This window comes from Micromonospora sp. BL1, from assembly GCF_003667485.1.
Lineage (GTDB): Bacteria > Actinomycetota > Actinomycetes > Mycobacteriales > Micromonosporaceae > Micromonospora > Micromonospora tulbaghiae.
Genome location: NZ_RCVK01000136.1, coordinates 14,212 through 27,930, shown reverse-complemented (window position 1 = coordinate 27,930; position 13,719 = coordinate 14,212). Strand labels below are relative to the sequence as shown.

General features: G+C 74.5%; 12 protein-coding genes. 6 read left to right on the top strand and 6 right to left on the bottom strand.

Going from position 1 to position 13,719, the window contains the following annotated elements; genetic code table 11:
- Nucleotides 1–1,191 (top strand): acyl-CoA dehydrogenase (locus EAD96_RS03085; RefSeq protein ID WP_255498954.1); only part of this gene is annotated, 1,191 nt, incomplete at its 5' end.
- A gap of 39 nt (nucleotides 1,192–1,230) precedes the next feature.
- Here the strand turns inward: EAD96_RS03085 and EAD96_RS03080 are convergent.
- From EAD96_RS03080 to EAD96_RS03070, 3 genes are all read right to left on the bottom strand, one after another.
- Entirely contained in the window at nucleotides 1,231–2,208 is a 978-nt protein-coding gene (locus EAD96_RS03080; RefSeq protein ID WP_199733053.1) for a DUF1700 domain-containing protein, read from the bottom strand.
- Nucleotides 2,205–2,543 (bottom strand): PadR family transcriptional regulator, encoded by a 339-nt coding sequence (locus EAD96_RS03075; RefSeq protein ID WP_121683194.1) that lies wholly within the window; start codon nucleotides 2,541–2,543, stop codon nucleotides 2,205–2,207. Before EAD96_RS03075 ends, EAD96_RS03080 begins: the two co-directional genes overlap by 4 nt.
- Before the next feature lie 95 nt (nucleotides 2,544–2,638).
- On the bottom strand, nucleotides 2,639–2,983 hold the full coding sequence (locus EAD96_RS03070; RefSeq protein WP_121683193.1) for a hypothetical protein: 345 nt from the start codon (nucleotides 2,981–2,983) through the stop codon (nucleotides 2,639–2,641).
- Nucleotides 2,984–3,276: 293 nt separating this feature from the next.
- On the opposite strand from EAD96_RS03070, the gene EAD96_RS03065 reads away from it, so the two are divergent.
- The 5 genes from EAD96_RS03065 (at nucleotide 3,277) to EAD96_RS03040 (ending at nucleotide 10,076) form a co-directional block, all read left to right on the top strand.
- A complete protein-coding gene (locus EAD96_RS03065) occupies nucleotides 3,277–4,446 on the top strand; it encodes a cellulose binding domain-containing protein (protein ID WP_121683192.1) in 1,170 nt (389 codons plus the stop codon).
- Nucleotides 4,447–4,735: 289 nt separating this feature from the next.
- Complete coding sequence (locus EAD96_RS03060; RefSeq protein WP_121683191.1) at nucleotides 4,736–6,928, top strand: BTAD domain-containing putative transcriptional regulator; 2,193 nt, start codon at nucleotides 4,736–4,738, stop codon at nucleotides 6,926–6,928.
- On the top strand, nucleotides 6,925–8,955 hold the full coding sequence (locus EAD96_RS03055) for a BTAD domain-containing putative transcriptional regulator (RefSeq protein WP_121683190.1): 2,031 nt from the start codon (nucleotides 6,925–6,927) through the stop codon (nucleotides 8,953–8,955). Before EAD96_RS03060 ends, EAD96_RS03055 begins: the two co-directional genes overlap by 4 nt.
- Nucleotides 8,956–9,075: 120 nt before the next feature.
- Nucleotides 9,076–9,471: a DUF4190 domain-containing protein gene (locus tag EAD96_RS03050; RefSeq protein WP_121683189.1), complete on the top strand. Its 396-nt coding sequence runs from the start codon at nucleotides 9,076–9,078 to the stop codon at nucleotides 9,469–9,471.
- A 197-nt stretch (nucleotides 9,472–9,668) separates the two neighbouring features.
- Nucleotides 9,669–10,076 carry a four-helix bundle copper-binding protein gene (locus tag EAD96_RS03040; RefSeq protein ID WP_121683188.1) on the top strand — a complete coding sequence of 136 codons (408 nt, stop codon included), beginning with the start codon at nucleotides 9,669–9,671 and terminating at the stop codon, nucleotides 10,074–10,076.
- Between the two features lie 69 nt (nucleotides 10,077–10,145).
- On the opposite strand, the gene EAD96_RS03035 is transcribed toward EAD96_RS03040, so the two are convergent.
- From EAD96_RS03035 to EAD96_RS03025, 3 genes are all read right to left on the bottom strand, one after another.
- Nucleotides 10,146–12,632 carry a hypothetical protein gene (locus EAD96_RS03035; RefSeq protein WP_121683187.1) on the bottom strand — a complete coding sequence of 829 codons (2,487 nt, stop codon included), beginning with the start codon at nucleotides 12,630–12,632 and terminating at the stop codon, nucleotides 10,146–10,148.
- Between the two features lies 1 nt (nucleotide 12,633).
- Nucleotides 12,634–13,269 carry a response regulator transcription factor gene (locus EAD96_RS03030; RefSeq protein ID WP_199733051.1) on the bottom strand — a complete coding sequence of 212 codons (636 nt, stop codon included), beginning with the start codon at nucleotides 13,267–13,269 and terminating at the stop codon, nucleotides 12,634–12,636.
- Nucleotides 13,270–13,388: 119 nt separating this feature from the next.
- Nucleotides 13,389–13,709 (bottom strand): YbaB/EbfC family nucleoid-associated protein, encoded by a 321-nt coding sequence (locus tag EAD96_RS03025; protein WP_121683186.1) that lies wholly within the window; start codon nucleotides 13,707–13,709, stop codon nucleotides 13,389–13,391.
- Between the last annotated feature and the right edge of the window lie 10 nt (nucleotides 13,710–13,719).

Sequence of the window (13,719 nt, the reverse complement as noted above, 5' to 3'; positions counted from 1 at the left end):
ACGCTGGTGCGGGGCCGGGTCAGCGTGGGTGGCGCCGCGTCGGCGGCCACCAAGGCGGCCCTGGCCATCGCGGTGCGGTACGGCGACATCCGCCGCCAGTTCAGTGACGCCGAGGGCGACCGCGAGGTGCTGCTCAACGACTACCTGGCCCACCAGCGCAAGCTGCTGCCCGCGCTGGCCACCACGTACGCGCTGCACTTCGCCCAGACCGAGCTGGTCGCCGCGCTCGACGAGATCCAGGGCGGCGACGGGCCGGTCGACGAGCACCGGCAGCGGGAGCTGGAGTCGCGTGCCGCCGGGCTCAAGGCGGTGCAGACCTGGCACGCCACACGCACCATCCAGGCGTGCCGGGAGGCGTGCGGCGGGGCCGGCTACCTGTCCGAGAACCGGCTGCCGAGCCTCAAGGCCGACACCGACGTGTTCACCACGTTCGAGGGCGACAACACGGTGCTGCTCCAGCTCGTCGCCAAGGGGCTGCTGACCGGCTACCGGGACGAGTTCGGCTCTCTGGACGGCTGGGGACGCGCGTCCTTCGTCGCCGAGCAGGTACGCGAGATGGTGCTGGAGCGCACCGCCGCCCGGGCGCTCATCGCGCGGCTGGTCGGCGCCGTGCCCGGCCGGGACGACGAGGTCGCCGTCACCGACCGGGGCTGGCAGCTCAAGGTGTTCGAGGACCGGGAGGAACACCTGCTCGACAGCGCGGTCCGCCGCCTGCGCGGTGGCGCGTCCAGCAAGAAGGACCGCCCGTTCGACATCTTCAACGACGTCCAGGACCACGTCCTCGCCGTCGCCGCCGCGCACGTCGACCGCGTCACGCTGGAGGCGTTCGTCGCAGGCATCGACGCCACCGCCGACCCGGCGGTCAAGGAACTGCTGTCGCGGGTCTGCGACCTGTACGCGCTGAGCGTCATCGAGGCGAACAAGGGCTGGCTGCTGGAGCACGGCCGGCTCACCCCGGCCCGGTCGAAGGCGATCACCGGCGTGGTGAACGGGCTGCTCAAGGAGCTGCGCCCGTACATGCGCACGCTCGTCGACGGTTTCGCCATCCCGGACGCGTGGCTGCACGCCGCGATCCTGCGCGAGGAGCCCGCCCGGCAGGACGAGATGGCCGCGCACGACGCCGCTGACCCGCAGGCCGCCGGCGCCGACTCGCCGGGCGGCGTCGCCGACTCGCCGGCCGCCGCCCCGTAGCCGTCCGGCCGGCCACACCGGCGCTGCCACGGCCCCCGGTCAGCCTCCGGGGGCCGGCGCGGGGCGCGTCCGTGCCGGTGGCCCGGGTGTCCCGGCCGGTTCGCCGTCGGCGGTCCGCGACGCGGCGTACCCGCCGGCGCCGATCGCCAGGTACAGCCCGCCGAACAGCCAGAACGCGGCGAACAGGAAGCCGCGCTCGGCCATCGCGAGGATCATGACGAGCGCGCCGGCCAAGGCGGTCACCGCGTATCCCGCCCGGATGCCGTACGCGCACAGCGCGCCGGCCGCGAGCGGTCCGGCGATCCACAGCGCCGCGCCCACCCAGCCGACACCGACCGAGCCGCCGGCCGACGCGACCGCCACGAGCACGCCGGGCAGCGCCACGAACCCGCCGGTCAGGTAGCGCCACCACCGTCCACCGGCTCCCCGCCGCACGGCCCACGGCACGGTCGCCGCCGCCCAGGCCACCAGCGCGAGCGGGACGTAGTACAGGCCGATCTCGCCGGCCGCGCAGGCGGCCACGGTGAGGACCGTCGCGGCGGCGAACCGTGCTGCGCCGCGGACCCGGCCGGGCAGCACGAGCGGCGCGGCCACGAGGAGCGCCGGCAGCAGGGTGAGCAGCGCGATCCCGGGGCCGAACCGCCGCACGACGCCCTGCTCGCCGGAGTCGGCCCCGAGCGGGTCCACCGGCACCGCGGACGGCAGCAGGAAGCTCACGCACACGGCGATCAGCACGCCGGCCGCCAGCGCGACCACTGACAGCGTCCGGGCGGCCGGCTCCGCGCCGTCCTGGACCGGCAGGCCCAGTTCCTCCCGCGCCTGGCCCGCCACGGTGTCCGGACCGCCGAGACCGGCGAGGATCTCGGCGATGTCGCGTCCGCCGTCCAGCGCGTCGGCGATGTGCGCACGGACGTCCGCGACGATCTCGTGCGCGGCGTACGGCGGGATCTCCGACAACTCCGCGTCGAGGGCCCGCAGATAGGTCTCCGCCGCCTCCGGGAGGCCGTCGTCGCTCATGTCTCCTCCGCCATCAACTCGTCCACGTGCGGCTGGATCTCCCGCCACACCGCCGCGAACATCCGCAGGTGCGCCCGCCCCTGATCGGTGATCGTGTAGTACCGCCGGGCGTGCCCCTGCTCGGGCGCGACCCACCGGGTCTCCACGGTGCCCGCCTGCCGCATGCGGGCGAGCAGCGGATACAGGCTGCCCTCGCTCGCGGTCAGGCCACGGACGGCGAGCCACTCGGCCAGTTCCAGGCCGTACATGTCGCGTCGCGAGAGCAGCGCGAGCACGCAGTACTCCAGCACGCCCTTGCGGATGTTCGTGGTGATCCGCTCACGTGCGCCGTCCATGCGTCGCAAGATACCTTGTTATGCAAGACATGTGGCGCCAGGGGTCCGCGGTACGCCTCGCACGGCATACCGCGGACCGGCGTCGCGAGGGTCTGTCAGAGCGTCCGGTACGAGCCGAACGTGCCGCGCGTCGTCCAGCCCCGGAAGAGGCCGAGCCCGTACCCGTGCCCGCTGCAGTCGGCGGACTGGTAGCCGATGACGTTCTGGAAGCCGCCGCTCCAGCCGAGCAGCCAGTCGGCGTCGGCCGGGAACGGGCGGCAGAGGTCGTCCGGCGCGGCCTGCCGGGCGACCACGGCGAGCGGATTACTGGAGTAGAAGACCAGGCCCGTGTCGGGGTTCGGGATCGTCGCCGGCTCGGCGGCGGCGGGCGCGGCGAACAGCGGGACGGTCAGGGCCGCGGCGGCGAAACCGGCGGCGATTCGCAGGGCGGACGTGCGCATGCTGTCCTCCAGGGACGGTGGGCGGCCAGGGAGGGGCGGCGGTTTCCCGCCCCGTCAGGAGCGATGCGCATCGATGCCAACGGTGCCGCAGAAAGGTTGAGTTGTCAATCAAATCGGCAGCAAGCATCGACCAACGTGTATTGACACATTTCGTTGCGGCGGTGATAGTAACTGCAAAAGCTCCCGCCGGTCCCCCTGCGGGGACGCATCGCGGCGGCGCCACACCGACGTGGCCGACACACCGCCACCACCACCATCCAGGGAGCGCCGCCACGACGTCCCCTGGAGGGCGCATGCGAAGAAGATCGAAGATCTACGCCGGGCTGGCGGCCGCCATCGTCCCGCTCGCCTCCGTGGTCGTGGCGCTCGGCGCGACACCCGCGGGCGCCGCGATCGGCGGCTCGGGGCCCTACCCCGCCGACTACGAGACCTCGTCGAGCCTGCCCAACCACACCATCTTCCGGCCCCAGACGCTCCCGTCCGAGCGCCTTCCCGTCCTGGTCTGGGGCAACGGCGCCTGCTCGGCGAACGGCCTGTCGCAGGGCAACTTCCTCCGCGAGATCGCCTCCCACGGCTTCCTCGCCATCGCCAACGGCGCACCGAACGGCTCCGGCTCCACGAACTCCCAGATGCTCACCCAGTCCATCGACTGGGCGGTGGCGGAGAACTCCCGGTCGGGCAGCAAGTACCACAACCGGATCGACACCACGAAGATCGCCGTGGCCGGGTTCTCCTGCGGCGGCCTGGAGGCGTACGCGGTCTCGAACGACCCGCGCGTCACCACCACCGGCATCTTCAGCAGCGGCCTGCTCAACGACGCCGACGACTACCAGCTGCGGAGACTGACCAAACCGATCGCGTACTTCGTCGGCGGGCCCAGCGACATCGCGTACCTGAACGCGATGGACGACTGGGGCAAGCTGCCGGCCGGGCTGCCCGCCTTCATGGGCAACCTGAACGTCGGACACGGCGGCACGTACGACCAGCCCAACGGCGGCGAGTTCGGCCGCGTCGCGGTGCTCTACCTCAAGTGGCGCCTGAAGGGCGACATCAGCGCCGGCGCCAACTTCGTCGGCCCGGACTGCGGCCTGTGCCGCAGCCAGTGGAGCGTCCAGCAGAAGAACCTGACGCTGGACGCCCCGCCGCCGACCACGCCGCCACCGGGCGGGGCCTCCTGCACCGCCGTCTACGCCGTCCAGGACCAGTGGAACGGTGGCTTCGTCGCCAACGTGACGGTCACCGCCGGGAGCGCCGCGCTGACCGGCTGGCGCGTGACGCTCACGCTGCCGGGCGGCGCCGCGATCAGCTCGCTGTGGAACGGCGTGCCCAGCGGCACCAGCGGCACCGTCACCGTGGCCAACCAGAGCTACAACGGACGGCTGGCCGCCGGGCAGACCACCACCTTCGGGTTCCAGGGCACCGGAACCGGCGGCGGCGCCACCGCCACCTGCGCCGGAAGCTGAGCCACCTCGCCGGGGGGCCGGCGCCGGACGCCGGCCCCCGACGAGGTGAGTATCGTCTCGCCGCGACCCCCGGCCGCCCGCCGGTCCGTCGTGGACGGTCCCGGCAGGGCCCGGGAAGACTGCCTGCTAGCGCGCCCGGCAGCGGCCGAGGCGAACGCCGCACGCACCGGAAAGTCCTGCGCCGTAAGCCTTTCCGTCATCCACACGAAGTTGACATGGTTGATGGTTGGGCTAGGGTTCCGCCGAACGGTTGTCACCGAGGCAGGTATCCGGTCACCACGAGGACGGCATGACGGCACAGTGCAGTGGCTTCGACATCCGCTTGCTGGGCAATCTCCGGATCACGTACGCCGGGCGGGAGCTGCCACTGCGCTCGGCTCAGCGCCGGGCCGTCTTCAGCGCGCTGGCGCTCACCCCGGAGCGGGGCCTGTCCCGGGACGAGCTGATCACCGCAGTCTGGGGTGACCACCCGCCGGCCAGCGCGACCGGCAACCTCTACACGTACGTCTCCGCCCTGCGCCGGATGCTCGAACCGGACCGGGACAGGTGGTCCTCCGGCCGGGTGCTCACCTCCGAGGGCGGCAGCTACCGGCTGCACCTCGACGCCGACGCCGTCGACGTGCACCGCTTCGAGCGGCTCCGCGAACGCAGCCGCGCGCCCCGCGCCACCGGGGACACCGCCGGCGAACTGGCCGCCCTGGACGCCGCGCTCGCGCAGTGGCGGGGCGACGAGGCGCTCGTCGGCGTACCGGGACCACGGGCCGCCGGCCACCGGATCCGGCTGGGCGAGCTGTACCTGACCACTGTGGAACGGCGGGCCGAGCTGATGCTGGGCCTCGGACGCGGCGCCGAGGTCGTCGACCGCCTGCTCGCGCTCGTCGACCGCCACCCGGCCCGGGAGAGCCTGTACGCGGTGGCGATGCGGGCGCTGGCCGCGCAGGGCCGTACCGCCGAGGCGCTCGCGCTCTACGCCACGCTGCGGGACCGGCTGGTCGAGGAGTCGGGCACCGAACCCGCCGCAGCCGTCCGGCAGATCCACGACCAGCTGTCGGCCGGCAGCCCGGCCCCGCCGCGCGGCCCCGGTCCGATCCCGCAGCGGCACCCCGGTTTCCGGGGCCGTTCCGCAGCGCTGGCCCGGCTGCGGTCGGCGGTGACCGGCCTGGCGGACGGGCGCGGTGGCAGCGTCTGGATCAGCGGCGAGGCGGGCATCGGGAAGTCGGCGCTGCTGGCCGAGGGACTCAGCGGCGCGGCACCGCTCGGCGTCCAGGTCGGCTGGGCCGTCGGCGACGAGCTGGCGTACCGGATGCCGTTGAGCATCGTGCTGGAGTGCCTCTCCCTGGGCAACGACGCGGACGGCCTGCCCGCCTCGCTGCACGCCTGCTCCGGTGGGGCGCCACCGACCATGACCGTGATCGACACGGTCCAGCGGTTCGTTGTCGAACGGTGCGCCGAACGGCCGCTGCTGCTGGTCCTGGACGACCTCCAGTGGGCCGACGACATGTCGCTGCTGGTCTGGCACGCGCTGCACAAGCTCACCATGCGGCTGCCGCTGCTACTAGTGTCCGCCGCCCGCCCGGTCCCGGCCGGATACGAGGTGCGGCTCCTGCGCCGGGTGCTGCCCCGCGACGGCACCACGCTCGTCGAACTCGGCCCGCTGGACGACGACACCGCGACCGCGCTGGTGCGCGACTGGTCCCGCCCGCCCGGGCCGGGTGCCGGCACCACGCGCTCGTTCGTCGCGGCGGCCGCCGGGAACCCGTACTACCTGCGGCATCTCGTCCTCGCCGACCACGACGGCCGGACCGCCGACACGCCCGGCCCCGAACTGACCGACGCGGTCTCCCGGCACCTGCAACCGCTCGCCGACGACACCCGCCAACTGCTGCGGGCGATCGCATTCCTCGGCAACAACTACCTGGTCGCCGACCTGGCCGCGGTCACCGGCAGGTCGGCGCCGCAACTCGTACCGGCCGTGGAGGAGGCGCTGGCCGCCGGCGTCCTCGTGGAGGACGGGCGCCGCCTGCGGTTCCGGCATCCGGTCATCCGCCGGGTCCTGCGCGGCGCGATCCCGACCGCGCTGCGGGTGCTGATGCACCGGCAGTTCGCGCAGCGGCTCGCCGAGGCCGGCGGCGACCTCGGCCGGGTCGCGGGCCAGTTGCTGGCCGGGCCGGTGCCGGTCGACGCCTGGGTGCAGGACTGGCTGACCACGCACGCCGCGCAGCTGAGCGCCGTCGCGCCCGCGCCCGCGATCGCGGTGCTGCGGCACGCCGTCGCCTCGCCCGGCCTCTCCCCGTCGTCCCGCGAGCTGCTCACCGCGGAACTGGCCCGGGTGCTGCACCGCTGCGGGCTGCCCGCCGGGGCCGAGGCGAGCTGGGTGTCGGCGCACACCGGCGACGCCGCGACGCGCGCCGAGATGAGCCGGATCGCCGGCGTGGACGGGCCCTCCGCGAGCGTCGGACCGGCGGTCGTCGGCCACCGGTGAGGAGACTGCGCGTCACCGTTCTGGGCCCGGTACGCGCCTGGAACGGCCCGGTCGAGATCGGCCTCGGACCGGCCCGGCGGCGGGCCCTGTTCGCGATGCTGGCCGCGAACGCCAACCGCCCGGTCACCCGCGCCGAGCTGATCCGGGCGCTGTGGGGCGAGTCCGCGCCGAGCACCGCGGCGGGCAACATCTACACCTACGTCTCCGGGCTGCGGCGCAGCCTGGGCCCGGCGGGAGGGATGCTGCGTTCCGGCCGGGCCGGGTACACGTTGCGCCTCGAACCGGGCGCGCTGGACGCCGACCGGTTCGAGGCGCTGTGCGAGGCGGCGGTGGAGCCGGCTGCCGCCGGGCGGTCCGGGCAGGCCGTCGCCCTGCTCGACGAGGCGCTCGCGCTCTGGCAGGGCGAGGCGTACGCGAACGTCACCGGACTCTTCGCCGACCTCGACCGGCACCGCCTGACCGAGCTGCGGATCGCCGCGGCGGAGCGGCGGGCCCGGCTGGTCCTGACCGGCGGCGGCGACGACGCGCTGATCGCCGACCTGACCGCCCTGGTCCGTGACCACCCGCTGCACGAGCCGTTCCACGAGCTGCTGATGTGCGCGCTGCACCGGGCCGGCCGGGGCACCGAGGCGCTCGACGTCTTCCACGCGGCGCGCCGGGTGCTGGTGGGCGAACTCGGCGTCGAGCCCGGCCCGGCCCTGCGCGAGTTGCAGAGCCGGATCCTCGCCGCAGCGGCTGGACCGGCCGGACCGGTGACGCCGGCAGCGGTGGCCGCGCCGGCCGTACCGCGGTGGGGTCGCCTGGTCGGACGCGACGGCGAGCTGGCGTTGCTGCGCGGCCTGCTGGCCGCGCTGGGCGAGGGCCGCAGCGCGATCGTGTGGATCGAGGGTGAGCCGGGCATCGGCAAGTCGGCGCTGCTCGACGCGGCGCTGCACGAGGCGCGGGCGCTGGGCCACCGGGTCGCGCGCGGCAGCGCCGAGGAACTCAGCAGCCGGTTCCCGCTGCACGTGATGCGCCGGGCGCTGCGCCTGGAGGACGTGCCGCACGACGACCCGGCCACGGCCGTCGACCGGGTGCTCGACCACGTCCGCCGGCTGACCGCCGAGGGCCCGCTGGTGCTGGCCGTCGACCACCTCCAGTGGGCCGACGAGGCGAGTCTGCTGGCCTGGGAGCGGCTGGCCGCGCTGACCCGGTGGCTGCCGCTGCTGCTCGTCGCGACCGCCCGGCCCGAGCCCGGCCGCCGCGACCTGGCCCGGTTACGGCGCGGGGTGAGCACCCGCGACGGGCACCTGATCCGGCTCACTCCCCTGCCCCCGTCCGACATCGAGCAGATCTTCGGCCGGACGGTGGGCGTGCCGCCCGGCGCCACGCTGCGGTCGCTGGCGCCGCTGGCCGCCGGCAACCCGCTGTACGCCCGGGAACTGGTCACCGGCCTCGTGGCCGAGGACGGGGTACGGGTGGTCGACGGGCTCGCCGAGGTCGACGCCCGGGCCGACGAGATGCCACGGTCGCTTCTGGACACCGTGCGGGCCAGCCTCGACCACCTCTCCCCCGGCGCGCGGGAGGCGCTGCGCTACGCCGCCCTGCTCGGCGACGCGTTCGCCGTCGCCGAGGTCGCGGCGGTCACCGGGCGCACGCCGTTCGACCTGATGTCCGACCTGGAGGAGGCGGTCACCGCCGACGTCCTCGTGGACGCGGGCAGCGAGCTGGCGTTCCGTCAACCGGTGCTGCGGCGGGCGCTCGCCGGCAGCATCCCCGCCGCGCTGCGACCGACGCTGCACCGGCACGCGGCGCAGGCGCTCGCGGACAACGGCGGCCCCGTCACCCGGGTCGCCGACCATCTGCTCGCCGGGCCGCCCGAGGTGGACGAGTGGCTGGTGGGCTGGCTGGTCGCGCACGGCGCCGAACTGTCCCGGCAGGCCCCGGAGCCGGCGCGCGAACTGCTGCGCCGCGCCCTGGCGAGCCCTCGGCTGCCGCAGGCGGCGCGGGCGACACTCGCCGCTCTCCTCGACGGCCCGGACCGGTAGCGCCTCGCCGCCGGGACGGGATCGCCGGGCGGACCGCGAAAAGGGCAGGCATGAGTCGACGGTGACCGGGGAAGCGGCGGCACGCAGCGTACGCCTCACGGCGTACCGGAGGGAGTGCCCATGACCGCGTCCAGCGAGCCGGCCCGCGGGGCCGGCGTTCCGACCCGTGCCGGCCGGACCCGAACCGGCGGGGCGGCCAAGACCAGCGCGGCCGCCGCGTTCGCGCTCGTGTTCGGCGTGGCCGCGCTGTTCAGCGTGCTCACCGCCATCCTCGCCTGGATCGGCGTGGTGCTCGCCATCATCGGCATCGTCCTGGGCGTCGTCGGGCTCAAGATGGCCGCGCGACCAGGGGTGACCGGTCGCGGCGTGGCGATCGGCGGGCTGGTGCTCAGTGTGATCGCCCTGCTGCTCGGGCTCGCGCTCGGCGCGGGCCTCACGACGTTCCTCAACAACGAGGGCGCGGTGGACCGGCTCCAGCAGCAGGTCGACGACCTGCGCGAACGACTCGACCGTTAGGTGTCTCGCCGTCGGCCCGCCACCTCGCCGGGCAGCACGGACGGCACTCCCAGCGGGTACGGGGTGAGCGTCGCCGCGCAGACCCGCCCCACGGCTCGCCGAGCGGTACGGACAACTGCTGTTGATCGCGCTCGGAGAGGGTGTGTGACAGGAGACTTCGGGTAGGGCGGGGAGAACCGACGAGAGAGGACTGTCCGATGCCGAGCACCACAGGGCCCATGCTGGAGACGTACCCGAAGTCGATCAACCTGGATCGGGCGAAGCTGGCCGCGACGGTCGATGCCCTCAACGACTGCGCCCAGGCCTGCACCGCCTGCGCGGACGCCTGCCTCAGCGAGGACATGGTCGCCGAGCTGACGAAGTGCATCCGGACGAACCTGGACTGCGCCGACATCTGCGCCACAACCGCCCGGGTGCTGTCCCGGCACACCGGCTACGACGCCACCATCAGCCGCGCGCTGCTGGAGGCGTGCGCGACTGCCTGCCGATCGTGCGGCGACGAGTGCGCGGCGCACGCCGACAAGCACGAGCACTGCCGGATCTGCGCGGAGGCGTGCCGCGCATGTGAGCAGCGCTGCCGGGACCTGCTGGCAACGATCAGCTGAGGACGGCACGGGCCGCCGGAACGGGGAGGGTGCCGGCGACCTCAGGCGTGACATCACCGCGCAGTACATCTAGCGCAGCCCGGGTACGCCCAGGAACCGGCGTGCGGCGGCGGCCGGGACCGGCGTACCCGGGCCGGTCCGGCGCGCGAGGTGCTGACGCAGGGCGGCCAGGGCGAGGGCGTCGAAGCGTACCCGACCGTCGACCGGCGGCTCCTCCACCGCCAGTTCCCGCAACAGCAGCCGGGCGGGGGCGCCGGCCTCCGGCTCCTGCACCTGGAGCACCGTGAACGCCGTGCCGGGCAGGAACAGGACCCGGGCCGGGACGCCGTCGCCGGTCTCGAACGCCGCCGTGCGCCGCGCGGTCGCCGACCAGATCAGCACCTCGACCGCGCCCGGCAGGTCGGCGGGCGGCTCGGCGAGCGCGTTGGTGAACCCCCAGTCGGTGAGCACCCGCCGCTGCGCGATCCGCCGCAGGTCCGCGGTGGTCAGCTCGGCGCCGGCGTACGCGACGCCGCGGTGCACGGGCAGCCGGCGTACGCCCGCGGACACGCACCTGGCGAACGGCACGTGACCGCCCGGCTCGGCGGAGCGCAGCGCCTGGTCGAGGCCGTCCCCCGCGGCGGAGAGGTAGAGGCGGACCGCGGTGGCGCACTCCGTCGCGTCGGCTCCGCCGGCGAGCGCCGGGTGCGCGGCGAGCACGCCCGCCACGTCGGCGGAGACGGCGGCGATCTCCCGGCGGAAGGCCCGCCGGAACCAGGTGCGTTCCTCGTCCAGGTCGGGCCCCGGGCGTACGCCCCGCGCGTCGTCGCCGGGGGTGCGCTGGAAGCGGACGGGCGCCGGTGCGGGGCGGTGCACCGGCAGCGTCATCGTCGGGCTGGTCGCCCAGCCCGCGCCGCCGCCGAGCACCGGCCCGGCCGCGTCGGGTACCGCCGCATCGGGCCCGGTCGCGTCCAGCCCCGCGCCGTCGAGCCCGGCCACGACCGGCCCGGCCGCGTGAGGTCCGGCCACGTCCGGCCCGACGCCGAGGAGTCCGGCCGTGCCCGACCCGGCCCCGTGAAGCCTGCCCGTGTCCGGCCCGACGCCGTGGAGGCGGGCCACGTCGGGCGCGGCCCTGTTCGGCCCGGCTTCGTCCGGCGGGGCGGCGGAGCCGGCGCCCCGGAAAGCGGCACCGCCGCCGGCTGCCTCGTCGGTCGCCGGCGGGGGTGGGCCGGCCACGGTGAGCGGAACCGCCTCCGGGACGGGCGCCGGCACCGACGGCGCGGGAAGCGGGCCGGCGGCGTGAGCCGTCGTGTGCCGGTACGTCCCGGCCTCGATCCCGCGCGCCGAGAGCCCCGGGCGTCCCGGCGCGACGACCGAGGACGGCTGCACCGCCGCGCGCCTGCGGGTCGCCGGGTCCAGCCGCGCCGCCAGGTCACCGGCCAGTTCCCGGTGGCGTTCGGCCGCGGCCGGTGCCGGATCGTCCACGACCAGACGGACGCGGTTCGGGTCCATCGGGACCGCGCGGATCCGGTCGGCGTGGCGGGGCGGCTCCGGGGCGCGCAGCCAGAGGCCGGACGGGATCACCTCGACCACCGCGTCGTGGGCGTACTGGTAGACGCGCGGGCCGACCGGCTCGCCGAGTTCCGGCGGCGCGCGGTGACGCAGGATCCGCGGCGTCACCGCCTTCGCCCCGAGCGTCTCCCGGGGACGGTAGGCCAACTCCTCGGCGAAGACCTGCCAGCCGGGCCGCCCGTCGGCGTCGACGGTGAACATGGCCGGGCCGTCCGGGCGGCCGCTGGGCACGCCGGTGAGGACGCGCACCGGGCAGCGCAGCAGGTCGGCCAGCGCCTGCCCGAACGGCTCGCCGTCGGGCAGCGCGACCGGGCCGTACTGGACGAAGCGGGCGTGCTCGCGGCCCTCGGGCGCCAGGCCCCGCCAGAACCGGGCGATGTCGTCCAGGCGCAGCGGCGCCGTCCCGGGGCAGCCCACGAGGACCGGCATCGCGTCCGGCAGGCACGGCATCGTCGAGGTGAGGTGACTTCCGTGTACGGCGACGGCCGCCTCGTCGCGGCTCTCCCGCAGCCAGACGCCGCCGGGTAGCGGCTCGGCGGCGCAGGTCGAGCTGATCGTCAGGTGGTCGACGGCGGCGCCGTCCCAGGCCGGTACGGGATAGCGCTTCGACTGCCAGACCGGCGTGTGGCCGCGCCGGTAGCAGACCCACCCGCCCAGATCGGTGGCGTGCACGAACAGCAGGCCCGCCGCGCCCGGGATCATCCGGCCGAACGGGGCGATCACCGGCCGGCCCAGCCGGTCGGAGAGCCACTGGCCGGCGAGCGCCCCGGTCTCCGGGCGGGCACCGCAGACCACCAGCCGGATGCCTCGGCGCAGGCGCTGCCGGCGCAGCTCGGTCGCGACCGTGTCCCAGATGTCGAACGGCAGTTCGTGTTGCAGGTCCAGGATCACGATGTCGTTGTCGGGATCCCGGTCCACCGACAGCGCGACCGTACGGGCCTCCGTGCTGATCCGCTCACTGGCGTGCAGCACCAGGGCGTTGCCGACGGTGTGGCGCGTGATCACCTCAGATCATGCCGGAGCGCAGGGCGTAGGCCACCGCGTGCGAGCGGTTGCGCAGCTTCAGCCGGTGGTTGAGGCCGTAGATGACGTTCTTCACCGTGCGTTCGGAGTAGCGCAGCTCGTCGGCGATCTCGTTGGTGTCGAAGCCCTCGGCCATCAGCCGCAGCACGTCGATCTCACGCGCGGTCAGGCCGGAGGCGTTGAGCCCGTTCGGGTTGAGCACGTCGCGCTGGAGCCGTTCGATGTGCTTGAGCAGCTCGCCCACCAGGTTCGGGGGCAGCACGCCGCCGCCGGAGGCGGCCGCCCGGACGCTGTGCACGAGGCGTTCGGCGGTCACCGCCACGCGCGGCAGGACCGCCACCACGCGGCACTCCACGGCGGTCAGCAGTTCCTGCTCGCTGACCTCCGTGGTGACCAGGACGACCGGGGCGCCGATCTCGGTCGCCGCGAGACGCAGCATGGCGATCACGTCGGTGGTGAGCCGCTCCGCCGCGACCACGAGCACCTGTGCCCGGGTCCGGTCCGCGCCGTCCAGCAGCGTGATGTCGGAGCGCGTCCGGAGGTGGGCGGTCAGGCCGGTGTGGGTCAGCGGGTCGGGCGCGTGCACAAAGACGGCAACTTGCTCCACAGCCATCTCCATCACTGTCAGTAGGGGCTGACAGTCTCATGGAGAGTCCTTCAGGAAATCTCCACACTCTCTTTCCTGATGGCGCCGAGCCGTGAAGATCTGACCAAAATGGCTGGTCAGACTTTTTTCAGTCAGTGAAGATTGATTTCGACAGGACCCATCTTCTCCGTCGCGAGCCTCCCGGCGTTCGCCGCGGCGGCCTGGATCGCCTCCATGATCGCCGCCTGCAGCGACACTGCGTCACGCTGCTCGTACACCCGGGGGTCGACCCGGACGGCCTGGACCTTGCCCAGGCCGCTGGCCATGACCACCACTGTGGCGTCCTGCGAGCGGCCGGTGACGATCGCCCGCTCCAGCTCCGACTGCGCGTTGCGCATCTGGTCCTCCAAGCGCTGCGCGTTCTCCATGAACTCCTGGAACGAGGGTGGGATCGGCGTGGACTCGGGCTGCATGCCGGGCCTT

Coding starts and splice junctions, on each gene's coding strand:
- EAD96_RS03080 (WP_199733053.1), bottom strand. CDS start 2,208: ATGAGCGACGACGGCCTCCCGGAGGCGGCGGAGACCTATCTGCGGGCC.
- EAD96_RS03075 (WP_121683194.1), bottom strand. CDS start 2,543: ATGGACGGCGCACGTGAGCGGATCACCACGAACATCCGCAAGGGCGTG.
- EAD96_RS03070 (WP_121683193.1), bottom strand. CDS start 2,983: ATGCGCACGTCCGCCCTGCGAATCGCCGCCGGTTTCGCCGCCGCGGCC.
- EAD96_RS03065 (WP_121683192.1), top strand. CDS start 3,277: ATGCGAAGAAGATCGAAGATCTACGCCGGGCTGGCGGCCGCCATCGTC.
- EAD96_RS03060 (WP_121683191.1), top strand. CDS start 4,736: ATGACGGCACAGTGCAGTGGCTTCGACATCCGCTTGCTGGGCAATCTC.
- EAD96_RS03050 (WP_121683189.1), top strand. CDS start 9,076: ATGACCGCGTCCAGCGAGCCGGCCCGCGGGGCCGGCGTTCCGACCCGT.
- EAD96_RS03040 (WP_121683188.1), top strand. CDS start 9,669: ATGCCGAGCACCACAGGGCCCATGCTGGAGACGTACCCGAAGTCGATC.
- EAD96_RS03030 (WP_199733051.1), bottom strand. CDS start 13,269: ATGGAGATGGCTGTGGAGCAAGTTGCCGTCTTTGTGCACGCGCCCGAC.
- EAD96_RS03025 (WP_121683186.1), bottom strand. CDS start 13,709: ATGCAGCCCGAGTCCACGCCGATCCCACCCTCGTTCCAGGAGTTCATG.